This is a genomic window from Sphingobacterium sp. xlx-96, from assembly GCF_011007365.1.
GTDB classification, from domain to species: domain Bacteria; phylum Bacteroidota; class Bacteroidia; order Sphingobacteriales; family Sphingobacteriaceae; genus Sphingobacterium; species Sphingobacterium luzhongxinii.
The window spans coordinates 155,283-181,509 of record NZ_WFKM01000011.1 but is presented as its reverse complement, the minus strand read 5'-3'; the positions used below and the strand labels follow the sequence as shown (position 1 = coordinate 181,509).

The window sequence follows — 26,227 nt, the reverse complement described above, 5'->3', positions numbered from 1 at the left end:
GTCTAACGTATTATTTGGATTAATATCAACTCCAAAGCCTTTAGCTCTGCTGTCAGATGATGATGCCTCTCTTCCATCTTCTTAAGCTGGGGCTGACGGGGCTTTTTCAATCCTGATGAGTAATGTTGCAGCTGACGCTGATTGATGCCTGTAATCTTCTCTAAAGCGGCATTGGTGAAGATACTTTCGGCATTCTCTGAAATTTCTCCCACTCATATAAGAAACAAATAGAAACGACTTTATCCAAGTGATCTTAAAATACGGAAACCCGTAAAACCCACAACATTTAACACGTAACTTAGTGATTATAAAAATCACTAAAATACAATAAAAACAAACAATTATGAGAAAACTAATGTATGCATGTATTGCACTGGGACTAGGCCTGAGTGCGTGTAAGAAGGAAGAAGCAAAATCTGAAGATAAATCTGATGAAATTGAGCTGAACGGTAAAATCTACTCCTTCAGTTTCTTAAAAGGAGAAATGGCTAAAAATCTAAATGTTCCTTTAGATTCTTTGATTTATATACCATCTGAGAAGGTTTTCATAGTTTCATACTATCCAGCTGCAACCTGGAGCATATACAGATTGGTGGATTAATAAATTACTATTATGAGAATATTACTTACATTATTTAGCATCTTAATATTTAGTGCACTAAACGCACAGGATACGCATGTTTTCGTTAAGACATTCCAAATTCATCCATCCGCGATGAAAAATGGCAAGATATATTACTATAATCCGCAAAACGATACCACTTACAATTTTGGATTTGCGATCGAAATCAACCCTTCTTCTATGGCCGGAAGACCTTTGCAAGTAGAGGCATACGCGGTATTTGCAAGATATGGTGGTTCGAACGAGTATCTGGCTTCTGGTATGATCTCTCTAACCAAAAGCAATTTCAATCAATTCAACAATGAATCCACAGGAATCCTTGAAAGAACATTTACCCTTAAGTCCAATGATAAAGAGGGAACTTTAAAATTCAAATACAGATATAAAACAGACTTACCGGGATACACAGATTGGACACCATGGAAGTACTCAACGCAAATGTATGAAACGGAAAGATACATCCCTCCTGCTCCAACTCCAACCATTACCGGTCCATCCCAGATTTGCTCAGAAGAAACATACATTATTACAGGTGCACAAACAGTTATTCTAGAAGATGCAACAGGAATAGCTACGTTGACGGATCTGGGGAATGGACAATGGAAGGTGACTCGAAATGGAGAAGGATATGCAATATTGAAAGCGAGTAATGGACCAGAAGTAACGACCAAAGTTATTAAGTTGGGAGCAAGTAGTCACTTGGGAACTATTAAATTGAAACCGAAGCTTTTTGCTGCTCAAGGAACTTACATGATTGATTTTGTGGATTCTGGAAATGACTTTAATGACATCAGTTGGTCCGTCTCTAGTTCAACAAATAGCGTTGCGATTACATATGACGGGTACAAAAAGGCTGTATTAAATGTAAATTCATGGAACAATGGTGGATCAAATACAGTAATGGTAAAAATAACAACAACTACAACTTGTGGAGAACCATATAGCAGAGAATTCACCTTGTCACCTGGCGCAGAAATTATTGACCCTGATATCTAAAAATTAATAAAAAGGTTCTTTTTTCAACACACTATATTGCTCATAACAATGCCACTGTTAAAGTGGTATTGTTAAATTGCTTGGGAGTCAATTCGTGTTAATCCTGATTTACCCCTTTAAAATTTACCTTGTGGTTCATTCAGCTCCTTTCAATAGCTTTGTAAAAATGATTGTAGAATAGCTAGCTTTAATATATTCTAACATAATCAACAACACAATGAACAATGAGGAGAAAAAGCGTCTTGAATGAATAAAGCTTTATGAAACCGCTAATAATGCAGACCCTAAATGTAAAGTTGACTTTATAAAGTGGGTCGGCAGATTGCTAAACTATACATTTGACGGTGATCCAATAGTGGATTATAAGGGTATTTCCAATCAAATACTGATATTATGGAATACAAAGTAGTACCTTTTGTAGCATCGATAGACCCAAGGACAGGAACATCGGATCAAGTAGCAAAACAATTAGAAACATTGATCAATCAGGGGGCATCGGAAGGATGGAACTATGTGAGGCTAGAAAGCGTGACGACTTATGTACATGCTGAGAATGGTTGTTTTAATAATAAACCTAGATATACGACAGCAAGACAGATGGTGGAATTTTCAAGGCTATGAGGTCTCTCCTATTGACCGCGATCCGGTTGTACAAAAGTACAGAGACGATTTGTAATCAATTTCCAGATTATACTTTTCGGACGCCCAAGTACCTTGTAAAATCTAAATCAAAGCATCGATAATCTTAATTATCTACGTTATAGGAAGCAGCATTCTGCTGTAAAAATAAATAAATCAATTTAACAAGCTTTATTTATTTAAAACTTAAATAAAATTTGTTAACTAATTAATAACCTCATAATATCAACAATATATCTTTACAGGAAAATTAAAATCCATACTATGAAATATATAATAAAGTTAAATACAAGGAGTGATTATGAGTGATTTTGTTGCTATAATTACTTTTATTGGGAACTCAATAACTAAATCTAAAAATTTGAATCTATATCTTTTTTTATTGTTTTGCTTTATTAGCCAAATTGGTATTGCTTTGCAAGTTATTCCTTTAGGACGGGCGACTCTAGTTGCAGATCGTTACATGTATCTCCCCTTAATTTTTTTGTTAGCATTAATTATTATTTCGCTTAGAACATACCTTAAAAAAGGGATTGGGATCACTTGTTTTTTATTTATAGTACTTTATTTTTTATACTACAATCAACAACTTATAGCTCAATGGGAAAAAATGAATTCAGTGCTAAATTAATCTTAATTATATTAGTTATTATTATGAATTCGCTATTTTATACGTTTAATAGCGTAGCGCAAATCCAATTTGCCCCCTCAGAAAGTAAAGGAGGAAATTTTTCTGATTTGTTTCAATCTGCGGATATCATACCATTGGAAACTAATGCGAAAAGTATATTTGGTTATATCGGCAAACTGGTTGTCTACAATAATACGTACTATATTCAAGATCCCGATACAAGATCAATTCTGCTATTTGATCTGAGCGGTAGATTTATTAGTCGGATCACAAATAGTCTTATTATAGATCCTAAATTAAAAAAACCTATAATTATCGATTTTTTCATTGATAAAGAAAAGAACAATCTCACTATAATATATAATAGTTTAACCCGGCAGGCAACTTTTTCTTTGAACGGAGATTTCAAAAAAATAACATCTCGGAATATAAATGTACAGGGGTATTCGGTCGGTAGATATAAATATACAGCAGATAAATTCATCAATATAGCTCAAAGAAAATTTCAAAGATTAAACATTACCAAAGATGAAAAGGAGGAAAAAATCTATACCCCTATTGATTCCTTTCAAGGAGATAAGTATTATGTAAGTAGCGATATATATCTATCAGATAAATTATTGTATACGCAGAGTCTAGACTATACGATCTACGAACTGAAAGATGGTAAGCGTGATAGTCTGATGAGTTTTGTATTTCCATTAGCTAATACCTTGTTTTTTGGTAAATATAGTAATGACTTTCGTCCTGTCACAGCATTGATAAGGAACCGACCTGACGGTATCTATGCAATATCTGATGTCTATGCCATAGGCGATCTGTTGTTTTTCAGATTAAGGACGCATTCGGAATTGAATGGTTATAACTCGTTTGTATGGAATGGTAAAACTAATATATTCTACTGTTTGAATAATCTAGTTCCCGACACGTCATCTCACCAGTTAAATCTGTTCTCCAATGCAATTGGGTCTGCATTTAAAGATTACAATTTTCTCTATGTTCAGGAAAAAGATCTCTATCTGACAATGCCTCCCAAGGAATATATTAACCAGAAAGGAATCAAAAATGATCTTTCTATAAAAGCAACTGACAATCCCGTAATTATTAAGGTCACTGTAAAATGAGGAATCGTTTAGTGATGAAATACTCTCTTCTTGCGTTTTTTATTTTTGCAGGAATACTGGGTGTTCTTGGCCAGAGCAAATCTATTATTGCGGGTACCGTGAAAGATCTTGAAAACAATAAATTTACCCAAAACATCAATGTTAAGCTATTATCAGTAATGGACTCGAGTCTGTATAAGATTTCATTAACGGATTATAGAGGAGGGTTCGTTTTTGAAGATTGTATCCCAGCAAAGTATATATTAAGATTGCAGCACGTCGGCTATATAACAAAAGATACGATAATAGATGCAAAACAGCAAAACCGTGTAACAGTGGATAATATAAACATAAAACTGAAGAACACGCTCATAGATAGTGTATTTGTCACTCCTGCGATATATTATAAAAAAGACACCTTAGAAATCAATTCTGACTCCTTTGGATTGGATAGTAATGCTGTAATAGAAGACCTGTTAAAGAAAGTTCCTAATTTTGTGATATGGGGCAACGGCGATATAACTTATAAAGGCGAAAAGATAAAAAGCTTTGTACTCAATGGGCAGCAATTCCTAAGTGGTAATCCTGAGATAATATTACAAAATATACCTGCATCAGCCACCTCAACGATTCAATTATACGCTAGATCATCGGATAAAAGTAACAGCAAGAATGATTCTAATCTTGAACTCAATATAAAAACAAAAAGCAAATCGCTAAGTTATTTCGGTGCGCTGGAACATATCTTGTCTAAGCGATATGACTCGTCAGTAGGATTAACTTTGTATCTTCCTAATAAATTTCAGTCTACATTTTTCTTTAATAGGAATAATGTCAACAAAGATGTGACAAATAATCTCGATTTCTTATTGAATTCGGCCTATAAATCAAGTCAGCGTATTCCTTCGGAAGATATTTTAAAACTGGGGATAAATAGAAATCTAGCATTCGGTACAATGCTGAAATATACATTTACTGATAAACCGGATCGGGAAGAGATAAATCGGATCGGATTTGAAGGGTCGAAAGATATCCGCAGTGCCTATTCGAATCGTCAAAGTAATATTGATAATCCCGATATATCTTTTTCTCAAAATCAAGTTCATGTCAGCGAGCGTAGAGTCGCACAAGAAAAATATAACCTAGATTATCAATATAAGAAGAACAAATTATTGATATCTTCGAAACTATCCCTGCTGAATTCTAAAATAGAATCGACAACAAGTGATTCTTCTTTTTTTCAATTGAATGAGGATATCTCAAGCGAAAATATGGAGAGGTTGAATTCGGATCGAGACCAGAATTTGGTATATGAATTAAACTATTCCAATATCCTTAAGAAATCAAAAATCAAGGTAAAAAGTTCAATCCGACTCGGGCTATTTGATAAACTCTCTACTGAAAATATACTTTTCAGTAGAGATGTAGTGAACGATGATCGAGAAATCAACGATAAGGAAAAAGGACATAATAATGTCGTCAAATTTGACTTAAGGAATATCCCTTTTTACCAGAAGCTCAATCTAAAATCTTTCGTAAACATAAGTAATGAGGCTATCAATTTAAAGGATGATCGTAAACTTATAAATAATGAAACCTTCTCTCCATCTCTATCCTATAATAACAACAGTAAAAAAAATATTAATATGGCTAGAATGGGAATAGAGTATGCTAAATATTTATCGTTGACCAATAGGTACTCGAAGAGTTATAATTTTCAGTTATTTGTATCAAGAGAAGCACTGTACGCTAAACAGACCTCATCGAACGCCCTTTTAGGTGATAAATTTTCGCAACAGTTATTTTCTCCAGGCTTATCGTTTAACTACGAAAAAAACGTTCTAGAGCTAACAACCTATAAAATCGACATAAAGGTGGATAAACGATTGGAAGCAATGGAACTGGATTATAGGGTTTTTCTGATTGACACATTAAGCCGATTCAATGTCTTTAGGCCCAATAACGATCTGAAAAGTGGGACCTATCAAAACATTGATCTTGTGTTATCAAAAGACAAAAGCTCTTTTAACAGTTCACTTGAATTTAATCTAAAGCTCTATAATAATGCAATAATAGATCAGATAGACCGATCAACAAGCAGATATGTATATAGGAATAAGATGAATAATGAAGGGGATAGTTATAAATCTACGCTGAGCGCAAACTTTAGAAAATACTTGAAGATAAAAGAAAGTCAAGTGACACTGCGGACAAATCTGGTATGGACCTCGACCGATCTACCGATCATACTTAATAATGATCTTATTAACGGAACGAATAATCGCTTTAACTTCAATTTTTGGGGGGATATTAATATAAATGAGCATCTGTTGATCGGGATATCTAATTCTGCTTCGATTGGCCTTATAAAGAGGGAGACAGATCAAACCTATAGCAATAATCGTCTAAAACTAGATGTCCAGAAGCGATTTATTAAAGATTTTAAGATCAGTGGATCTTCTATATATGACTATGCTAAATTTTCGCAACAAGGTAAATCCAGTACAGTGTTAAATTTTGCCATAGAATATCGTTTTCTTAAAAAGAGAAATGCAGAAATAAATCTCAACCTCTGGGATGCATTAGGGAATAACAAAGGCATTGAAAATTCATTTGACGGTGTCAACTATGTGTATGGTACTGAGTCTCGCATTACAAGATATTTGAGTCTGGGCTTTAAATTCTACCCTAGAAAATTCTAGTGGTAATGTATTAGTTAATACTTAGGTCTCTCCTATTGACCATCTCGCCGAGCTTTACGGAGTGACAACAGGAAATCTAAACAAAGCGGTTAAACGCAACATAAAAAGGTTTCCTATAAAGTTCATTTCTAGATTATTTTTTTATAGGAGAAATGGATTCCTACGGAATTTATGTTTCAATTAACGACAAACGAATGGAAAAACTTGAAATCACAAATTGTGACATCAAGTTGGGGTGGACGAAGAAAAGAACCAAATGTTTTCACTGAACACGGTGTCTTGATGCTATCTAGCGTGTTCAATAGTAAGCAAGCGATCTCAGTCAATATCCAGATCATGCGGATCTTTACCAAGATGAGGCAGTTCTTGAATGATACAACGCAGATACATCTGGAGCTTGCGGATATGCGGCTCGCCATGGAAAAGCTCTCCAAGAAGCAGGATTTGCAGGACAAAAACATAGACCTTGTATTTGAATATATCGACCGCCTAGAGAATAAACGAGATAAGCCTCCCCTACCTGAACGTGATAAAATCGGTTACAAGGTGGGGAAAGAGGGATAAAAGATTTCGCTACACCAACTCTACAGCCTGTAGCTCTGCTGCCAGACGGTGAAGCCCCTCTTCTATCTTCCTAAGCTGCGGCTGACGGGGCTTTTTCAATCCTGATGAATAATGGCCGATAAGGAAAAATTCAGGGAGAAACGATTGAAGCAAGTACAGAAGAATATTCATAATCTAAAGCTTAGTCAAGATGAACTTAATCAACTTATGCAGCGTTGTCTACTTCAGGTATAATAAAGTGTTGTACAGAAATAGCTATACACTAAATTGCAAAGTTTTTGAGCAATACATTAGAGGCGACTATAAGCGGTAGTATAAAATAGATATGAGCTAAAACAAAGCTACCTAGAATCATCTAAGTAACTCTATTTAAAGGCCCTCATCTAAATTTAAGCACTCCGAACGCCTAATTGTCATTTTCTTGCTTAACAGGGCTTCGCTCTACATAACGGTCCACGCAAAAATAGAGTATCAAGGCGAACAATGTACCTAAAGCTAATAGAATCGCAAAAAGCTCTAACCGTTCTCGCATTTCTGTCATCGGCGGACGGAATAAGAAAGCGAAAACAACAGACATAATTCCAAAAAGTATCAGACATTTTTTCCATAGTTTTAGTGCTCTATTGTTTTTATTGTAACAGTAGCTTTTTATAATCTGGAAAGGCAATAGAACAAGTATCAACGAAAATATGTAAACGAAACCATAAGTCTGTCCATATATCTGATACAGCAGCTCTCCAAGTGTTTCAATATGAAAATCATAGTATTCGTATTTACCATACACAACACCATTGTAGATATTAGGCCACCATCTAACTGGAGCTATTAGCGCTACCACCAATAGCGTCAGGAGAAAAGTAAAAACCATAGCTACTGCAATGAGATTACCTGTGTAAAATTGGTTCCCCTCAATGGATCATGGGAATCAATTATCTAATTACTTGCCCTTTCAAACCTATAACGATCAACAACTAAATACAAAAAACCATGAACCATCGAAGAAAAGAGGATTAAGGTGAAAATAAAAGGAATGTTATAGTCAACTGCTCCGTAATCCGTAAATAGTAAATAGCCGTACCCCGTGATGCAAACCAAAAATAGATTAATTGAAATATAAACTGCCAAGGATTTGAGATAATAGCCTTTTTTTATTCTGTATAGCATATGGTACTTAATCAAATGATAAGGCAGTAAAGACGCTAATAACAATACCGTTGAAAAAAGAAAAAAGCCAATGAAAACCCGATCTAAAAAAGGCCAGATAGAATCATATTGAAAAGCCTCCCCCTGATAATCACGATTAATAAGATTACACCAATAATCCTTTATATAAAAAATGGGAAACAAAATATAGGTGACAAATATATTTCCTACGATACTCCTAGTTATGAATTTAGTCATTACAATCTGTACTTAATGTGCTTAGTGGTTTTTTTCCGTCTACAACTTCTTTGATTTTTACCCAATCAGGCCGTTCAATATCAGGTGTTCCAATAGTAGAGCTCCCTTGCCTGCTATCTACAAAACTCTTAACTTTTTGCTGAAAGGATTTCCATAATTCGTCTGCGGCAAAGAATGCAACATTTTGCATACTTGCATCAACCCCCGTTGTTAGTCGATCTACTCCTCTGGTATAAAAGGTATATGACCCATCTGAATTTTGAAAATACCCAAAGTCTCTATTACCAGAAACAGGGTGAATCCCATACTTCGGATCATAGACTGTTGTAAAAGTCCAGCCTATATTATTATGTTTACTTACGATTACCGTTCCATTATCTGGTCCTGCTATATCTATACCAATCATCGTATTCAATGGGTTTGCGGAGTTCCAAAGAGATTCGTCATTAATCCCATGCCATCTGTAAGGTTCAAATTTTGAATAAGCGGTATTAACAAAGCTATTAATATTTTTCCGTATATACTCTTTAAATTGAGAAGCAGTTAATCTTTGTCCGTCCACTACAGGGAGCTGGCTAATTGTTATCGGAAAATAATCCATGTTTACAACAGTACTATAGGCATTATTAATGCTTTGAACATGTGCTATATCTTGAATCTTGTAAGCAGGTGTACCGAGAATCGAAACGTCTACTATATTATTTACAACACTATTTAGTTTGTCTATTTGCGCTTGCTGGACTTGATGTCTCGCCGTTTCTACCCAATTTCTCACTATGTCGCAATCTAAATCACCAAACAAAGCAAAGGGTTTATTTGCTATTTGATTTTTAATCTGCTGTTCTGAAGGCTTACTAATCGGTGGTATTCCTCCTCCTGGGTTTCCTCCACCCCCCGGAGTACCACCACCTGGAGGAAACGGGTCTGGGTATCCATTATCTGGATTATCTTTGTGGCTATTTTGCACGAGGCATTGATAGAAAAGATCTTCAATTACGAAAATAGCAGTCTCATAATCGCCACAGTTCTGCCCATTGTTTCTTAAATGAAAATCCCTGTACCAATCTGTTAGTCTAGAATTAGCCTCAGCCGCGCAAAGGTAAGTGTAAGGGTGTGTTGTTCGATCGATTCGCAGGAGTTCACTACGGATAGAGAGATCAAACCTAGGGTATGCCCCTGGCATCTCACATCTAGTGACCCAAACATCATCTATAACATTTGACCTAAATTTTAGCTTGTTGGGTAATTTGTAAGAAGGAGGAAGCTTAATATCGGTATATTCAGTAAACAGCTGCTCCATATACTTAGGATCAACCATCTTTTTGTCCATCTCTGCATAAATGATAGGGTAAATACTATCGAGGTACACGTCAATATCCTGATGAATAGAATCCTTAAAGTGTTCGTTTAAAAAACCTCTATAATATGCTCTGGCTTTTTCAGAAAAACTAAAGAGCGCTTCTCGATAGGCTAGCGAATCTATCCGTTCCTTTTTACCCTGTTCCAAAGTCTTAAAATGGGAGTAGGTATACCATCTACCTGATCGGGCCTCGGCCCATTTAATTTCTATCTCTTTTTGGGTAAATTCTTTCTGCTTGCCCATAGGGTCTAAAAAATCTCTTTTACAGGCTGTAAGACAGATGACAGCAATAAAGATGGAAACAATGAAAACATTAAATAATCTTATAAGTTCTTTCGTAATAATAATTGATGCTGCCAAAGGTATTATTTTCTATTATTAAGAAATACGGGAATCCGTAATCAGTAGCGATAAAGCCACTAAAAGATGGTCTAGCCCCCTAAAGAACAGGGGACTTTTATATGGATAATTTATGATAATATTTGAAGATAGAATCTAGTTGCCTAATTAATGATTTACAAACTTTAGGGGACACTGCCCACAATGAAATTCAATTCTATTACAAAGGCGCCCTAATACTTCATGATGTTTTTGAGATTCATCGTAACATATTTCATTTCTTTAACGGTACTGGCTGAATACATTACACCCTATTGTAAAATCATCGTAGCATATTTTGAAACCTTAACGCTAATTTTCGAATATATCGTAACATATTTCAAATCCTTTATAAGCTATTGCAAAAACATCGCGAACTGACATTTTCGTTAAACTGTCCTAAATAAACCCCAAAAACCTGCTTTAAGTGTGATGAAACAAAGAAAAAAGCGGCGAACAGGTCTCTGCTTTATAGCATTTTAGGGGTAATATTACGCCAAAAAGTTTTTCAGCCTTTCGGAATTTTGGCACTATTTTACCCCTATTAAGTTGAAAACAATTGTTATATTACAAATCAAGTTCCTTGCTAACAGTCTTAACTGGCTGACTGATTACAGAAAAAGGTATGTTTGTATCATCATAAGATCGCCACACGGACCTAACGCATTAAGAATTGAATATTCATGTGATAAAAAAGCAGAAAATTGAAAAAACAATTAATTAAACGGTTGAATTACTATTATCCAATGGAAACGGGAAGGCTTCAAAAACAGGGAAGTCTACCGTTACAAATAGTTATATAGCTTGTTATGCTAAAGATAGTAAATTGCTTCTAAAGGATAGTACTTACGGCGTCTAGCTTTCTAACTGTTGTAGGAATGAGAATTGATAGAGGTGAAAGATATTTTCTGTCTTTTCTTTTAAAATATACTCCTACCGTATTTTGACTTTCCCTCTCCGATCAATTCCTTCTTTGCATTGTATCGTTTGATGCGTTCTAATATAAACTCGTACTTAAGCTTCGGTTCATTCTCAATCTCTGCGATGAGTTCTGGTGAATTGTCCAAATAATCGGATAGGTTTCTGTTAATTTTCGTTCCCGACACCTGAAAAAAGACAACGGTGCCTGTTTTCCGTAATTCTAATATCTCATTCGTAGATTTCTTCAATGCATAGTAGCGGTCTGATCTGCTGGATGCGCCTGGAGTCATCATTCCATTCGATCCAAAAGAAGGTCCCGAATTTCGATGCAATGAAAATGAATATACGATGATCTCGCCGTCTTCATGGATCTGTGCAAACAAAGGTTTCTCGGTTTCGCGAAGACGCTCGCTGATTTTATACATCTTAGGTTTAGAATCCTCAATTCTGACGATACAGTTCTGGATATATGAAGGTCCGTACAGGTCGGATTTGTCGGCATCGTATACCCTATACACTTGCTTTGGATCTAATGTCGTCTTCTTGTCATTGACTTTGAATTTGATCTTACCATTAGAAATAGAGCGGAATTCGCCATAAACCGTGTCCATATTCATATTGATATAGTAGTCGGCCGATTGACCAGAACAATGGAACTGACTTAAAAACAGGAGACACAGGATCAGTATTGGTAATTTCATTTTAAAATATGGTTTATGAATGTAATGTATAGCGTTTAATCAGCTCAAAAGTAGCAATTATTGCTTGTTTTGCAAGAAAACATTGAATACCTTAGAAGATAAAAACTATAAGCGGACTTAGCATCTATGATAAGGAAATCAATCGGAATAGCGCTTATTGTTTTAATGGTCGCATTGAAGGTATTGCTGAACCATAATATAGAATATTGGGCCACAGTGAAGTCACTGGGTCTATGGATAGGATTTATTGGGTTTGTAGTTCTCTTTTTTAATGTATTTGAAAAAATTGATACGATGAAGCCCCGCAGTTTTAGGATGTACCCTGTGCAGTATTTGCTATATCTGATATATTTTGGTGTATTCTTAACGGCCAATGTGTACGCTATAATTAAATTGGAAGATTTGGCCGAATGGGGCAATAATAAGCTCAAGGAATACTATTTGGCAGAGGACACAGAAGAAGCTGATGCAGTCGTGATGGGAGATACGGATATTTATTATACCATCAAGTATAATAAGCATACGGAGCGATTTACGATAATTGAATACAATGTCGATGACGAGACTATTACCCAGGCGGGCAAAGCTGACGGAAGAATAGTCGCAGGAGATCGAATCAGGTTGATCTATTCGAAAAGACACCCTACTTTCTTTGAGATCAGGTAAGTGATATCAATTCTACTTCGTTTGGCCAATGAAGTAGGTAATCACTTTGGCGGCTGGCCGTCGTTCTAAAAGTGGGATTTACGACGGACAACTTTCTGATGGTGGAATGGCAGTGGATATATGATCCAGGATAGCAATAAAATGACATGAACAGAATTCGGAAACATAGGGGACTCAAAAGATATTATAGAAATCTTGTATTTAAAAACGAACTTAACGACTCGACCTGCCTTGATTTTGACAATCCTGACGCCTGGTTTGACAATTGGCATCTACATTTTGATTGCAAAGGATATGGTAACGATAGCTTTAAAAGACGAAAGCCACATCTAGACAAATTGTTTAGACACTTTGATTTGCTCGTAGACAAGACTAAACAATTGAAAAAAGAATTTCAACTCTATTCTATTGTCCTTGACTTTGACAGTTATAGCGATGCCTTGTTTTTAAATACACATAATCCAAGCAACAGTCAGTTCCCTTTTTATATTCCAAATTTGCAGTTGATATCGACATTGACGAATAGCCAATTGAATAATTACCTTAATAAATTGGACGGCTACGAAAAGCTATATGGACGCGCTGATGAAGCATTCTGCATACTATTTAAGAAAAATGTCGGACTGGGGTTTCGACAGAATTAGCACTGATTGAAATAACTAACCTAAAATAAATCGTGATAATCCTTTACGACCGATAGCTTTATAATTATATATTCGGTATGGTTTTTAGAATTCAAAAGCTAATATATTTAGTTTTTGTGTTTTAGATTAGTATCTTAGTATAACCAAACAGCTAGGTTATGGAACGGCATCGAGCAAACGCAGTAGATACGAACCTCGCAGATGAGGTATTGATGAATAGAATTCATTTTGAGTCAATTGTTTTATAAGGGAAAATGGAGTCCTTCGGAATTTACGTCTTTCGTGGGCAGAAGGTCATGCTTGATAGTGACCTTGCGGAACTTTATGGAGTGGAGACAAAACAGTTAAAAAGACAAGTGCGTCGTAACTTGGAGCGCTTTCCGTCAGAATTTATGTTTGAGCTTACTGAAAAGGAACACCAATCTTTGAGGAGCCAAATTGGCTCCTCAAAGATTGCAAGAGGTGGGGCTGAAAGATGGTATCTACCTGGGTATACTGAAAGAGGATGGCTCGGTGCAGGATTAGGATTTTGTAAACAGATTTTGCGATTGGTGATTGTATAAATAAAATTAAATACGTACACCTATTGCTCTAAACATAGTTATGCTATCCATAAAGCCAACATTTACGGCTTTACAGGCTTCTGGGATCTTAATCTTGTTGCGTGCCTCAGGTCTACTGACCTCATGTGTGATAAGATGGCGGTTATCACGATCAGCGAGTGCATAGGCTACAAGCCATGCATCAGCTTCGTCTGCATGCAGAAACTCACTCAAAGCGGCGGGCTTGTAATGACTAGACTTTGATGTTGCCCATTTTACTACCTCTGCATAATGTGGGATTATGGCTTCGGTAGAGACGAAGAATTCTTTTGTTAAACAATCATCTACCCACTTTGTGAGGGCATCATTGTTATGTCTTAACTCATTGTATACTTTATCTATGCTCACTAGAACACCTTCCTGACAGAGCCTATGTACGGTATCCCAAAAACTTGGGAACACATCAAATGGGTAGTGCTGACGGTGTGCCTGTACAAAGAAGTTGGTATCCAGAATATAACAGGACATACTTGGTTATTTTATGACAATATCTCGTATAAATCTAGTGTAAACGTCTCCAAAGATACCTGTAAGCTTAAATGCATCCTGATAGGTAATAGCACCGCTCTTAACTGCGCTATCTACATAACTGGCGAATGTCGGGCTGACACGTCTTTTACTGGTTCTATAAAAATCTCCCCCTCCACTACTCTGCTCTTTTTTGAGTCGCACAGCTTCCATATACTGGTTGTAAAATTCAAAAAATAGCGCTTTACTGACCATACCTAAATCTAGCGCCCGTCGGGCAATGACTACAGGGCTTACTTTGAACCGTGTAGAAAGCATGCGGATATCTCGAATATCTGTCCAAACATCTTTTAATAAATGGGCAGGTACCAAGAACTCGGCTGCCACGCTATCGCATAAAGACTCTATTGGATCATCGGCCGGCAATAATTGATCTTGGTTAAACCCTGCGCTCTTGCCCAACCATACATGTGCAAGCTCATGAACCAATGTGAATAGTTGCGCTGCCTTGGCATCGCTATTATTGACAAATAGAAATGGTGCATACTCATCGACCAACACAAAACCTCGACACTCGTCTACAGGTATAGAACGGCTGGTATTATTGCCTACTACGCCGTTTTGTATAACTATAATCCCTACCCGCTCTATAGCATCCATGAGCACAGTAAGCGTGTCTTCCCAAGTTGGGCTGGCTAAAGTCCAACCCGCTCTAAGATCTAGTGTTTTGCGAAGATCATGAACAAACTGATCTACCGGAGTACCGACATCGAATCGACCCACATATTCTAATGGCCTCGCATCCAACTGTTGCAGGTAGTCGCGTAGCCAGTCTTGACGTCGGCTTAAATCTAAAATGGTATCATAAACATTGGGGCTCACCTTATAACTCGGTGTTTTATGCCCTGTTCTGAAAAACGGAAATTCTATAGTTTCACTAGGTGGTTCTTCGAGAAAGAGGTAACCAAAAGGCACATGGACCTTTTTGGAGAAGTCCTCTAATTGCTTAACGGTCGGTTGTTTTTCTCCATACAACCATTTCTCGACCTTCAAACTCGGATATTTGAGAGAAAACGCCGTCAAATCATATCCTGCACGTGCTAATGCCCATGTGATAATATGCTCTTTAACTGGAATCGTTACTGCCATAATATACAAAGGTACTTACTTTTGATCTTATTTTGTCGATTAATCCTCTTATCTTCTTTTGCACAAATGATTTACAAAAGGTTCTTACTTAGATTACTAATCATTGTAAGATACAACTTTTTATTGAACTGCGACTGGTAGAAAAAAAATCATATAAGAAAGTACTTTCCACTGTCGCCAGAGCTGTATTGGACTTTACCGAACAAAATCCGCAAGCTATCGTCATGGCCGAAGGAAGTACCCCTTCGGGCACTAGACTTTATCAAAGGGGAATTTCTGAATTTTGGAACGAAATACAAGCATTATTTGAAGCCAGGCTTATTATGATGATAATTGGGAGTCGTTTCGAAAGGGTAAGAATTATAATAACTTTCTATAACGCCAAAAGCCATTTCTTAAACAACAGAAATGGCTTTTGATTTACCTTAATGGCTTTTGATGAGTCCTTTTTAGAAAACTAACAAATTAAACGAATTTATGTCGGCTCATTAAGTGTAAAATTACTATTCTTGAACTACCGTTCATTTTGTGGTAGATTATTGAGTTCAATTTCATTCTTTGGAATCGGCCATACCCACCGGGGACTATTTGGAACGAGCTCATATCTCTTTCCTGCCACTTCACGAACTAAGGTTGTCGCAAATCGGGGATCCTTATTTAACCTGCGCAAATCCTCCCAACGAACTCCTCTAAAAAACAATTGTTTTCTTCTTTCTTTTAAAATAAAGGCCAATATATTGTCTTCACCTTCCACGACGAAGGGCTCAAAGGTTCCTGTTTTATAACGATACTTTAATAGATGATTTACATCTTCCATTGCGCCCTGATAATTTTTCAATCTAGCCTTACATTCTGCGCTCATCAGCCATAACTCATCGGTAGCAAAACCAGTAAACATTGCCGACTGATTAAATTGATAAGAGCCTTTAAAAGTACGCCTACCATCGGGTTGCATAGTAAAGTAAGCTCCTCTTCGTAGGTCATTTAGCTCATACATAGTATAAATCTCATCCGGAATGTTGGTAACCCGCGAAGATGAAAGTATTTCCATTACTATACTCGTGGAAAAATAAAATACTTCGGGATTCGAGACTGCATAGTCGCCGGCAGGAAAGGTATTGACTGTGTTTAAGTTTAAGGTATTATAATCTAATAACGTGTTTTGGATTCCTAAACTTGTATTAACATGTTCCAATGCCAATTCGTATTTACCCATACTCAGATAAATTTTGGCTAATAGATGATTTGCGGCTATCCGTGAAGGACGGAAGATATGCTCTGCTCGATCAGGTAAAAGTTGAGCCGCAGTTCTTAAATCTTCTATCATTCGTTGATACAGTTCTTCGACAGTACCTCGATCGTATTTCACCGTAACATCATAGTCCAAACGAATCGGTACCCCTAGATCGTTCTTTGCCGTTTGTGCGTCGTATGGTTTACAGAAAAGCTGAGCCAGTTGATAGAAATTCAATGCTCGAATAAACAATGCACTTCCTTTCACATTATTCCAGGCATTCTGCTCGCCCGCTTTAGGAGAAACTCTATTTATATCCAAAATCAGATTGGCATGCAATATTCGTTGGTAGGCATTATTCCAATCTTTAGATTCAAGTTCTTCGAACACATCTTTTTCCCACACATAGGCATTTTTCAGATACACGTCAGTACCGGTAAGCCCATTTTCCCATACTTGATCCGAGACCTTATATTCATCTGCTCCAGCCAAACTTAAGGCATAGGATTGTTGGGTATTCATTATCCCCATTCTATCTAATAGCGCCTGATAATCGGCAGTTGTAGAGGGAATTGCCAAAGCCATATCCCTTTTTTTGTCCAAAAATTCTTTCCCACAAGAAGTTAAAGCAGAAAAGAATATTACAACCATTATATGTTTTAATACTTTCATTTCTTCTAAATTAAAAATCAATTTGTAAGCCTAAAGCAAGCGTCTTCGGACTAGTATATTCTGCGTTTGGGTAATCAGGATCGATGTTATGCTTATTGGCTTTCCAAATTACACCGAGATTACGTGCATAAGCATAAATGCGGATTCGTTGAATTTGCAGTTTACCGATCTGCTGAGGTCTCAACGTATAACTAATATTGATATCCTGAAGTCGTATCTGATCACCTTTGGTAATTAATGCCTCGGAATTCCAATACACCGTACCTGAACCTGATATCACCTTGTCTGCTCGTGCCGGGACAACTGTATTTAATTCATCACCCGGAGACTTCCAACGTTTAAAATAATCCATATGGTATTCGCCTAGATATTCAACGCCAGGTGACAATGATGTACGACGAAACACATAGCCTGCTTTCCAGGAAACCAATGCTGAAAATGAGAAGTTCTTCCATGTGAAATCATTTCTAACAGATCCAAAATAGGGCGCTACACTTACCCCTGCCTCAACAAGATCTTCGACAGAAAGACTGTTATAGAAGGCTGTGTAATCACTGGTTTTGGTACCGTCGATATACATTAACTGTTGACCTGTTTCTGGATCTAATCCATACCAAGGTATTGCATAAACTATATCGCGACTTTTACCTATTGAAGGAGCAGAGTTTGCGTTAATATAATTATCCAATCTTACTTTGTTATTGGTATTAAAGTGTGTTATCTTATTCCTGACTTTGCTTACTAAAAATGACGAATTCCATTGAAATGCGCCTACTAGATTCTTGGTGTTTAGCTGTAAATCTAATCCTTTTGTCAGTAAATTTGCATAATTAATGATGTTTGATGATGATGCAGTGCCTCCTGTGACAACGCCCGTGCTAGGTGGTAAATAATCTGCTCCGATCAAATCTTGGGCATCCTTAATATAGTACTCCAAGCTTCCGGCAATCCTTCTATTCTTACTGCCAAAATCAACCCCTAGATTAAGTGTATTGACCTGTTCCCACCGCAAAGACGGGTTTCCAATACTCAAAAGATTGGCATAGGGAAAACTAGTTATTGACTCAATACCCATATTTCGCATTACAGGAAAAGCACTAACGCTTGAATTTACATTACCACTGCTTCCATAAGTGGTTCTTAAACGCAAATAGGGCAACCATTCTACGCTATAAAAACCTTCTTTACTGGCTTCCCAACTTGCTCCTACCGACCAGAGCGGGGTTCCTTTCTGACTGGTTTTAACGCCAAACAAGTTGCTCCCATCCCAACGAGCTGAAGCTGATATTATATATCGTTGATTATAAATGTAGCTACCATTACCAAAATAAGAAAGATAGCGATCTGTAAATCTGGTATTATTCTCATTAGTAAAAGGTATCCGCCCTGTCCCATTCGGACGAGTTGGAAAAGACTTTGTGTAATCATAATACCTTGTACCGGTCAATAAATTTGGGTCATAATTAAATAATTGGTATCCTGGAAAAGTATTCTGAACTACTTCGCGGATATCCGTCCCCACTAGTGCAGTTACCGAATGTAATTCACCAAATGTTTGATTATAATTCAGTTGCGCCCTTCCCGAGTGGGAATAAATTTCGCGGTTATTGGTACTTGAATAAATACCGCCATAAGGGATTTCTCTTTTTCCATTAGCCTGTGTATAACGATTGACCAAATTTCTGACATAATAACTGTCTTTATCGTACTCTTGGATACTTCCACCGCTGCTTTTTACATATTGATAGGTCCCACTGAAATTGAAATGGTCCAAAAAGCTGTAATTTATTCCGCCAGTAAGCTTAATCTCGGTGCTTTTGGATGATCTATCTGTTAACCGCTGCTCATCTAAAGGTCTATAGGCCCAATCTAATAGGCCAGACTCTTGTGCGGCATTGACATACGGTAACCGATAGTCTTTGACGATAGGTAAAGCACCTCCTTCATCCTTCAATCGAATATAAGGGGATAAATAAACAGCGCCTAAACCACTGAGACTACTCAATACTAATCCGTTATTTTGCGCTTTTTGTTGCGTATACCACATTCCTACATTCAACTCCAGCCCTTTCGTAGGTTTAAAGGTGTTTTGTAAGCTGATGTTAAGTCTCTCATTATCATCCCCGATTACATTGCTTCTATTCTTATCTTGGCCTGCAGATCCAAAGTAGCGGTAAAAATCGCCACCTCCCTTTACGTTGAATGCATATTGTTGATTAATGGACGATTGGTATAAGTACTTTAGGGCTTCTTCTCGAACATCTGTATTTTTTAACTGTTGTACTTTTGCTAAAAAATCTGCTTCACTTAATGTTCCATTGCCGTTGTTATATTGAATGAGCAATTCTACATATTCAGGAAAAGGTGTTTGACTAGTGCCGGGCAAATAATACCCCCCCTTTTCGTACTTCTCCTTTTCTATCTGCATAACGACTTCGCTGGGAAGTCGTTTCTGACTATAAAAAAGATCTGGCTTTTCACCTATGGTAACATTGCTATTTAAAGAAACCTTTGCTTTCTCACCAAACTGCCCTCGCTTAGTAGTGATAACGATCACCCCATTTCCAGCACTCGCTCCCCAGATACTGGCTGCAGCTGCGTCCTTCAAAACGGTGATGCTTTCCACATCATTAGGATTGATATTATTGATATCACCTTCATAGGGAAAATTATCGACTACAATTAAGGGGGAATCATGGGACATAATTGTCGCTACCCCTCTGACTCGGATATCCTTTGCCTCGGTGCCATTTGCTTTTACAAACTGTACTCCTGATGCTATCCCTTCAAGTCGCTGTAAAATGTTGCCTCCTACGGCACGGTTTAATGTTGCATTATCGATGTGGGTAAAACTTCCTGTAGCCCTTTCTTTAGGCACAGTATAGAAGCCTGTATTCATTACTACTTCTACTTCATTTAAATCGGCTTGATTAGCGAACAGGATAATTGTCCCCATATCCGCAGATACTTTTCGTTCTTGAGGTTTATAGCCTAGGAACGTTATGATAAGAACGGCATCTTTCTCTACATTTCTTAGTGTAAAGGATCCTTGACCATCTGTTAATACGGCATGCTGTGTCCCTTTAACTTTTATCGTAGCCCCTATTAGTGGATTCCCTATACTGTCAGTCACTTTTCCCTTTATGGTAAGTAATTGCAACGCAATTTCAGAATGCGATAAATTCGCCTTAGGGCTATCCTTAATCACGATTGTCTTATCAATTATCTCGAAACTCAACGGCTGATCAGCCATTATTTTTTTTAAAGCTTGCTCTATGCCGATTCCTTTCAGATCCACAGTTACTTTTAAAGCTCCTTTAAGTGCATTATTCTTGTAGAAGAACGTGTAGCCGGTTTGGATTTCGATCTTCTTGAACACCTCAGTTAAGGTTTGGTTTCTTTCTGATAATGTCACGCTTTGCCCATAAACAGTGCCCGACACTTTCAGGCAAGTTAATATGATGATCAGGATGGTCAGTTTCATGATGATGAGGTATTTAAAGATTGTCTTGTCTCGGCAATTAAATACATGGGGTAAACCTATAGAAAAATTCATAACTTTGTTTTGGTTTAGTTTTAAGAATCTGTTGAATGATAAATGACTATTCCATTTTAACCGGAGCGTTTCCTTACGACGTTTCGGTTTTTTTTAAATGTCCTTTTGTTGGATAATGTGTGGATTGCTATGTCATGGTTTTAGTTTTTTAAGGTGAAAACACTGTGTTTATTATCAAATTTATTGTTGAACAACCAATTTATTTCCTTGCGTAGTTCTTATTAACGTGAACTGTAGCCCCGTTTTTTCGAGAACCTTCAATAAAGAAGACAACGTTGCCTTTCTGCTTATTCCTCCGCTATAGAGTTCCTTGGTCGGTTTTGTTTTATACGCTACTTCTATGTCGTACCAGCGACTCACTTCTTTTAGAATGTCTTCAATAGGGGCATCTTTAAAGTAGATTTGATCATTGACCCAGGCTAGGGAAGTTTTGAAGTCGGCGGGTTGTACTATTATATTCCCGTCTTTATTAATGCTCTCTTGACCCGGAACAAGTAGGATTGGGCTGTTAGGTGCATAAAGATCACTTGTCTTACGGGATGATATTTGTGAAATAGAGCTTACTTGTACAGCGCCTTCTACTAGCGTTGTTTTTATATTGCTTTCATCGGTATAGGCCTTTATGTTGAAGTGGGTCCCAAGGACTCTCACTTCCTGTCCTACACTTTGTACGATGAAGGGCGTATCTTGTGCCCCTTGTTTTGCATCCCTTCTCTTGCGCCCTGAAGCTACTTCAAAGTAGGCTTCACCTTCTAGCTCAACACGGCGATCTTTGCCGGTAAAACGGGCGGGGTATTTTAGCGTTGTGGCAGCGTTCAGGCGTACTTTGGATCCGTCGGGTAAGGTGACTTGGTATTGGCCGCCTTTGGGAGTTGTGAGGGCGAGAGTTTGTACCGGTGTATTCGTATTTCTTGTGGATAATGACCCTGCGTTATCGCGCTGGATGGTAGAAAGAGATGATCCATCTGCATATGAAATTGAGTCTGCTCCAATGATGATTCCTATTTGCTCATCACTTAGGTTAATGGCGCTACCGTCGGCGAGGGTTAGAATAGCACGGTTACCGCCTGGCTTAACATCTAGGCTGATCAGGTCTTTATTCTTATTGTCGCTGAAGCTCAGCTTTTCTTTTTTTGAATAAAAATAGAGTGCGAAGCTTAGGGCAATGATCAAGCAAGCAGCGGCTACGACTGTAAATTGTTTATGATGCGTGATTTTTTGTTTTTCATGGGGAATGGTTCCTATTCGAGAATGTAGGTCAAAAAGGTCAGTTTTTAGGTTTTCTTCCGTCAGTTTGTCCCCTTCTGTATTCATTTGAAGGTACCAATCTTCCACCCAGGCTTTTTCCTCAGGGGTACAAATTCCTTCTTTATATTTTTGTAAGATGGCTTTCGCCTTAAATACATTCTCGTTCATGGTTGTCGTTAAAGGTTCTTTTTCCTTTTCTTACTTACATGACCGTTAACTCGAGGCTATGGGGGGGTATAAATGATAAATATTTTAATCTATTAGAAATAGAGAAGTTGAGAAGACTAAAGAAAAGCCCAAAATAAGTTCCCAAACTTAAGTTTCAAGGCTCTTAAGGCTATTTTTACATAACCACGAACCGTATGTTCAGTAAGATTTAATTTTTCAGCAATTTCTTTATGACTGAGGTATTCTTTCCTGCTGAGTTCAAAAACTTTCCTGATTTGTGGTGGTAATTGCTCAATTTCTTTCTCCACTAAAGCCTTAAATTCTCTTTCACGAACTAAATGATCGGTTGTGTTTGCTGGAGCGTTTAGATATTGCCCAAAGGACTGAATATAACTGGAACTGACATTCTGATTAGCCACATAATTAATCACCCGGTTCCTGACCGATTGATATAAATACGCTGTCAAACTATCTTTAATTTGAAACTTTTCCCTTTTATCCCAGATATACGTAAATAAATCGTGCACGATGTCCTTTGCCACTTCCCTATCCTTTATTTTCTGATAAGCATGTAAATACAGCTGGGCATAATACCGCTCATAAAGTATAGAAAACGCCATGTTATTTCCTAACCTCAGCTTCTCAAGCAAGTATTGCTCACTATCGTCTAGTGCCCTTTGGGTATTTAAGAAATCTTCTGGTTTAGTAAAGGTATTCACAACTAGCTTTGTCTAATGGTTATATTATATCAAATATAGAAAAAATGGATTGGAAAATGAAAATAATCAAAGAAGGCATTGCTTTAAAATCAAGTGGTAAAGGTGTGTTTATTGAATAGCTTGAGCTAATGACAAAAATAGTTTTAGAAATACTTAAAGGTTGGCTGAAAGAGGGGTATTTCAACGACAGCGTTATCGGTAATAGACTTTATCCGAATATATAAATGAGAAATTTACTATCTATTTGCAGCAGAAACAAATGGAGGAATCGAACTGCGCCGTGGTGTGGCTATAAGAATGGGCAGGCGGTGTCGCTGGCTGTGATTGTCTCTATGTCGATAAGCATTAGCAGCACGGAGATTTTGTTACAATTTTCCTTGATGCGGCTACATCAACTTTAATTTTCTTTTGGAACTTTGTATCATTAATAATAGCAATATGAGTATGTTGAAAATTCTAATCGTTGTGACAAACATCAATGCTTATGCGAGCGGCAACCTCGAAACGGGTTTGTGGTTAAGCGAATTAACGCATATCTACCACGCAGCAAAGGAAAAGGGATATGAAATTACGATTGCCAGTCCGAACGGTGGCAATGTGCCGATAGACCCCGAAAGCCTGAAGCCGCTAACGCTTGACAAAATTTCTAAATCATATTGGAATGATCCTGGTTTTCGGGAGTTACTGAAAAACAGCAAGAGTTTAGTGGAAGTGTCTGCGCAAAAATTTGATTGCGTGTATCTGGCAGGTGGACATGGTACGATGTATGATTTTCCGAATGATGCGACCATGCAGACCATCATCAGAAGGCAGTATGAAAGCGGTAAAATGCTGGTTGCGATTTGCCACGGTGTCGGTGGACTGCTGAATGTAAAATTATCCAATGGAGAATTCCTGATTAAAGACAGGAAGATAACAGGCTTTAATTGGTTTGAAGAAAGTCTTGCCCGAAGAAAAAAAGAAGTCCCCTTTAATCTTGAAGCTGGACTGAAAGGAAGAGGTGCTGATTACAGGAAAGCATTCATTCCGATGACTTCAAAAGTGGTGATGGACGGAAATCTGATAACCGGGCAAAATCCGTTCAGTTCAAAGGAAACGGCAAAAGTGGTCATGAAAGAACTGGAAAAACAAACGCAAAATAAATAATGATGCAAACGATATTAGGAGCCAACGGACAGATTGGCGAAGAACTGGCCAGGGTACTCAAACGGAACTTTACCTCTGCTATCAGGATTGTAAGCAGGAATGCCAAGAAAGTGAACGATACCGACACCGTTTTTTCTGCGGATTTATCCATCCGAGAGCAGGCAATAGAAGCTGTAAAAGGCAGTGAAATCGCATATTTTACATTAGGGCTTCCGATAAATTCTGATCTATGGGAGCAACAATTTGCGTTGATTATCCAAAACGTGATTGATGCCTGTAAAATCAATGGTGCAAAACTGGTATTCTTTGACAATACTTATATGTACCCGCAGGATGACCGTGTACTTACGGAACTAACGCCTTTCGCTCCGGTGGGCAGGAAAGGTAAAGTAAGAAAGACGATGGCGGAAATGGTTTTAAGGGAAATGCAGACTGGCGGGCTGGAAGCCGTAATTTGCCGTGCGCCGGAGTTTTACGGTCCCGGTAAAACGCAGAGCATTACCAATACCTTACTTTTCGATAACATCAAAGTGGGCAAAAAATTGAAAGTACCGCTAAGCGATACCAAAAAAAGAAGTTTGATTTGGACACCCGATGCGAGCTGGGCAACTGCTTTAATTGGCAATACGCCCGATGCTTTCGGACAGACGTGGCATCTGCCTGTGGATGATAGCCATCCTACCTACAAAGAGCTTGTTGAATTGGCTACAGCTGTGTACAAGAAAGAATTGAAGTACGCCGTCGTTCCGAAGTTCCTTTTTAAGATAGGATCACTTTTCAATAAAAGGGTAAAGGAACTGCTGGAGTTGTTGCCAAGATATGAACACGACAATGTGTTTGAGGATACAAAATTCAGAAATCGTTTTCCTAATTTTGTGGTGACTACTTACAGGGAAGGTATAGAACAGATTAAGAACGAACAGCTTTCATTACAAAAATAAAAGTGATAATTTAGCGATGTATAAATCTGAAGATCAACAAATGAAAGCCCCGGCAAAAGTTTCGTCGATAAGTGCATTACATCAGTTTTTGGGATTGACGAAACCGTCCAATCCCCTGATTAGTGTATTTGATTTCGATGATGTAAAACTGGCGCCGAAAACCATTTTAAGTGCAGTTACCACAGATTTTTATGTGGTTGCCTTAAAAAAGGATTGTGCAGGCGGTAAATGCAAATATGGTCAGCAATATTATGATTTCGATGATGGTATTATGTATTTTATTGCTCCGCACCAGGTATTGCAATTTGAAGATGTGCTGCTCAATGGAGTAAAGGGCTTTGTTTTGGTTGTACATCCCGATTTTCTTCACGGTTATCCCTTAGCTTCGGAAATTAAGGACTATGGGTACTTTTCTTATGCCACCAATGAAGCTCTTCACCTTGCTGTTAAAGAAGAAAAAGCTATAATGCAGATTATAGAAAATATGGACAGGGAGATAACCGGTAATATGGATGGCTTTACACAGGACTTGCTGATCTCCAATATGGATTTGCTCTTAAAATATTGTGACCGTTTTTACAACCGCCAGTTTCTGACAAGGAAGAAAGCCAATAACGATTTGCTCACGAAGTTGGAAGACTTGCTGGATGCGTATTTTAGAACTGAAAGATTGGCTGAAAAAGGCATTCCTACCGTTCAGTTCGTGGCCGGTGAACTGCATTTAAGCCCCAATTATTTGAGTGATCTGCTCCGTGTTCATACAGGACAAACCACACAGCAACATATTCAAAACAGGTTGATAGAAAAAGCGAAAGAACTCTTATCCGCTACCTCAATGTCGGTATCTGAAATAGCCTATCAGTTGGGTTTTGAGCATTCACAGTCGTTTCATCGCCTGTTCAAAAACCGCACTTCGGTTTCTCCATTGGAGTTTAGGCACTCTTTTAATTCGGGTAAATCTTAGCACATTTTTGGCGATTAGGCTAATATCCGGAG

The 26,227-nt window shown here is 37.6% G+C and carries 25 protein-coding genes; 14 read left to right on the top strand and 11 right to left on the bottom strand.

The window, feature by feature from the left end; translation table 11 throughout:
- Positions 1–2: 2 nt before the first annotated feature.
- Complete coding sequence (locus G7B20_RS14885; RefSeq protein WP_205600233.1) at positions 3–212, bottom strand: hypothetical protein; 210 nt, start codon at positions 210–212, stop codon at positions 3–5.
- Positions 213–343: 131 nt separating this feature from the next.
- Between G7B20_RS14885 and G7B20_RS14880 the strand changes: the two genes are divergently transcribed.
- The 7 genes from G7B20_RS14880 to G7B20_RS14855 all read left to right on the top strand — a co-directional run bounded on the left by G7B20_RS14880 (position 344) and on the right by G7B20_RS14855 (position 7,257).
- Complete coding sequence (locus G7B20_RS14880) at positions 344–601, top strand: hypothetical protein (protein WP_164112210.1); 258 nt, start codon at positions 344–346, stop codon at positions 599–601.
- A gap of 12 nt (positions 602–613) precedes the next feature.
- Positions 614–1,618, top strand: a complete 1,005-nt coding sequence (locus G7B20_RS14875; RefSeq protein WP_164112209.1) for a hypothetical protein — start codon at positions 614–616, stop codon at positions 1,616–1,618.
- Positions 1,619–2,011: 393 nt separating this feature from the next.
- Positions 2,012–2,239, top strand: coding sequence for a hypothetical protein (locus tag G7B20_RS14870; RefSeq protein ID WP_164112208.1), 228 nt, complete (start codon positions 2,012–2,014; stop codon positions 2,237–2,239).
- A gap of 672 nt (positions 2,240–2,911) precedes the next feature.
- Positions 2,912–4,012 (top strand): 6-bladed beta-propeller, encoded by a 1,101-nt coding sequence (locus tag G7B20_RS14865; protein WP_164112207.1) that lies wholly within the window; start codon positions 2,912–2,914, stop codon positions 4,010–4,012.
- Positions 4,009–6,693 carry a hypothetical protein gene (locus tag G7B20_RS14860; RefSeq protein ID WP_164112206.1) on the top strand — a complete coding sequence of 895 codons (2,685 nt, stop codon included), beginning with the start codon at positions 4,009–4,011 and terminating at the stop codon, positions 6,691–6,693. Before G7B20_RS14865 ends, G7B20_RS14860 begins: the two co-directional genes overlap by 4 nt.
- Positions 6,694–6,754: 61 nt before the next feature.
- Positions 6,755–6,877 (top strand): hypothetical protein, encoded by a 123-nt coding sequence (locus G7B20_RS19820; RefSeq protein ID WP_205600234.1) that lies wholly within the window; start codon positions 6,755–6,757, stop codon positions 6,875–6,877.
- A gap of 20 nt (positions 6,878–6,897) precedes the next feature.
- Positions 6,898–7,257 (top strand): ORF6N domain-containing protein, encoded by a 360-nt coding sequence (locus G7B20_RS14855; RefSeq protein WP_240466018.1) that lies wholly within the window; start codon positions 6,898–6,900, stop codon positions 7,255–7,257.
- Between the two features lie 9 nt (positions 7,258–7,266).
- On the opposite strand, the gene G7B20_RS14850 is transcribed toward G7B20_RS14855, so the two are convergent.
- The 4 genes from G7B20_RS14850 to G7B20_RS14835 all read right to left on the bottom strand — a co-directional run bounded on the left by G7B20_RS14850 (position 7,267) and on the right by G7B20_RS14835 (position 12,018).
- Positions 7,267–7,428 (bottom strand): hypothetical protein, encoded by a 162-nt coding sequence (locus G7B20_RS14850; RefSeq protein WP_164112205.1) that lies wholly within the window; start codon positions 7,426–7,428, stop codon positions 7,267–7,269.
- Positions 7,429–7,663: 235 nt separating this feature from the next.
- Entirely contained in the window at positions 7,664–8,125 is a 462-nt protein-coding gene (locus G7B20_RS14845) for a hypothetical protein (RefSeq protein ID WP_164112204.1), read from the bottom strand.
- A gap of 525 nt (positions 8,126–8,650) precedes the next feature.
- Positions 8,651–10,378, bottom strand: coding sequence for a hypothetical protein (locus G7B20_RS14840; protein WP_164112203.1), 1,728 nt, complete (start codon positions 10,376–10,378; stop codon positions 8,651–8,653).
- 938 nt (positions 10,379–11,316) lie between these two features.
- A complete protein-coding gene (locus G7B20_RS14835; RefSeq protein ID WP_164112202.1) occupies positions 11,317–12,018 on the bottom strand; it encodes a hypothetical protein in 702 nt (233 codons plus the stop codon).
- Between the two features lie 126 nt (positions 12,019–12,144).
- On the opposite strand from G7B20_RS14835, the gene G7B20_RS14830 reads away from it, so the two are divergent.
- From G7B20_RS14830 to G7B20_RS14820, 3 genes are all read left to right on the top strand, one after another.
- Positions 12,145–12,684 (top strand): hypothetical protein, encoded by a 540-nt coding sequence (locus G7B20_RS14830; protein ID WP_164112201.1) that lies wholly within the window; start codon positions 12,145–12,147, stop codon positions 12,682–12,684.
- 146 nt (positions 12,685–12,830) lie between these two features.
- Positions 12,831–13,328 (top strand): hypothetical protein, encoded by a 498-nt coding sequence (locus G7B20_RS14825; protein ID WP_164112200.1) that lies wholly within the window; start codon positions 12,831–12,833, stop codon positions 13,326–13,328.
- 254 nt (positions 13,329–13,582) lie between these two features.
- The gene (locus G7B20_RS14820) at positions 13,583–13,891 is read left to right on the top strand and encodes an ORF6N domain-containing protein (RefSeq protein ID WP_164112199.1); all 309 of its coding nucleotides are present in this window, start codon (positions 13,583–13,585) and stop codon (positions 13,889–13,891) included.
- Positions 13,892–13,897: 6 nt separating this feature from the next.
- Here G7B20_RS14820 and G7B20_RS14815 read toward each other — a convergent pair whose 3' ends face one another.
- Positions 13,898–14,398 carry a DUF4411 family protein gene (locus tag G7B20_RS14815; protein WP_164112198.1) on the bottom strand — a complete coding sequence of 167 codons (501 nt, stop codon included), beginning with the start codon at positions 14,396–14,398 and terminating at the stop codon, positions 13,898–13,900.
- 6 nt (positions 14,399–14,404) lie between these two features.
- A complete protein-coding gene (locus G7B20_RS14810; protein WP_164112197.1) occupies positions 14,405–15,547 on the bottom strand; it encodes an ImmA/IrrE family metallo-endopeptidase in 1,143 nt (380 codons plus the stop codon).
- Positions 15,548–15,639: 92 nt separating this feature from the next.
- On the opposite strand from G7B20_RS14810, the gene G7B20_RS19815 reads away from it, so the two are divergent.
- On the top strand, positions 15,640–15,966 hold the full coding sequence (locus tag G7B20_RS19815; RefSeq protein WP_410528436.1) for a DUF6934 family protein: 327 nt from the start codon (positions 15,640–15,642) through the stop codon (positions 15,964–15,966).
- Positions 15,967–16,061: 95 nt separating this feature from the next.
- Here G7B20_RS19815 and G7B20_RS14805 read toward each other — a convergent pair whose 3' ends face one another.
- The 4 genes from G7B20_RS14805 to G7B20_RS14790 all read right to left on the bottom strand — a co-directional run bounded on the left by G7B20_RS14805 (position 16,062) and on the right by G7B20_RS14790 (position 23,144).
- Positions 16,062–17,453 (bottom strand): RagB/SusD family nutrient uptake outer membrane protein, encoded by a 1,392-nt coding sequence (locus G7B20_RS14805; protein WP_164112196.1) that lies wholly within the window; start codon positions 17,451–17,453, stop codon positions 16,062–16,064.
- 10 nt (positions 17,454–17,463) lie between these two features.
- Positions 17,464–21,009, bottom strand: coding sequence for a SusC/RagA family TonB-linked outer membrane protein (locus G7B20_RS14800; protein ID WP_164112195.1), 3,546 nt, complete (start codon positions 21,007–21,009; stop codon positions 17,464–17,466).
- Positions 21,010–21,189: 180 nt separating this feature from the next.
- Positions 21,190–22,344, bottom strand: a complete 1,155-nt coding sequence (locus tag G7B20_RS14795; protein ID WP_164112194.1) for a FecR family protein — start codon at positions 22,342–22,344, stop codon at positions 21,190–21,192.
- A 197-nt stretch (positions 22,345–22,541) separates the two neighbouring features.
- Positions 22,542–23,144 (bottom strand): RNA polymerase sigma factor, encoded by a 603-nt coding sequence (locus tag G7B20_RS14790; RefSeq protein ID WP_164112193.1) that lies wholly within the window; start codon positions 23,142–23,144, stop codon positions 22,542–22,544.
- A 444-nt stretch (positions 23,145–23,588) separates the two neighbouring features.
- Here G7B20_RS14790 and G7B20_RS14785 point away from each other — a divergent pair, with 444 nt between their 5' ends.
- From G7B20_RS14785 to G7B20_RS14775, 3 genes are read left to right on the top strand one after another with little or no spacing between them, the layout of a single operon-like run.
- Complete coding sequence (locus G7B20_RS14785; protein ID WP_240466017.1) at positions 23,589–24,290, top strand: type 1 glutamine amidotransferase domain-containing protein; 702 nt, start codon at positions 23,589–23,591, stop codon at positions 24,288–24,290.
- Positions 24,290–25,231: an NAD-dependent epimerase/dehydratase family protein gene (locus G7B20_RS14780; protein WP_240452851.1), complete on the top strand. Its 942-nt coding sequence runs from the start codon at positions 24,290–24,292 to the stop codon at positions 25,229–25,231. Before G7B20_RS14785 ends, G7B20_RS14780 begins: the two co-directional genes overlap by 1 nt.
- 16 nt (positions 25,232–25,247) lie before the next feature.
- Entirely contained in the window at positions 25,248–26,195 is a 948-nt protein-coding gene (locus G7B20_RS14775) for a helix-turn-helix domain-containing protein (protein WP_164112191.1), read from the top strand.
- The last annotated feature ends 32 nt before the right edge of the window (positions 26,196–26,227 follow it).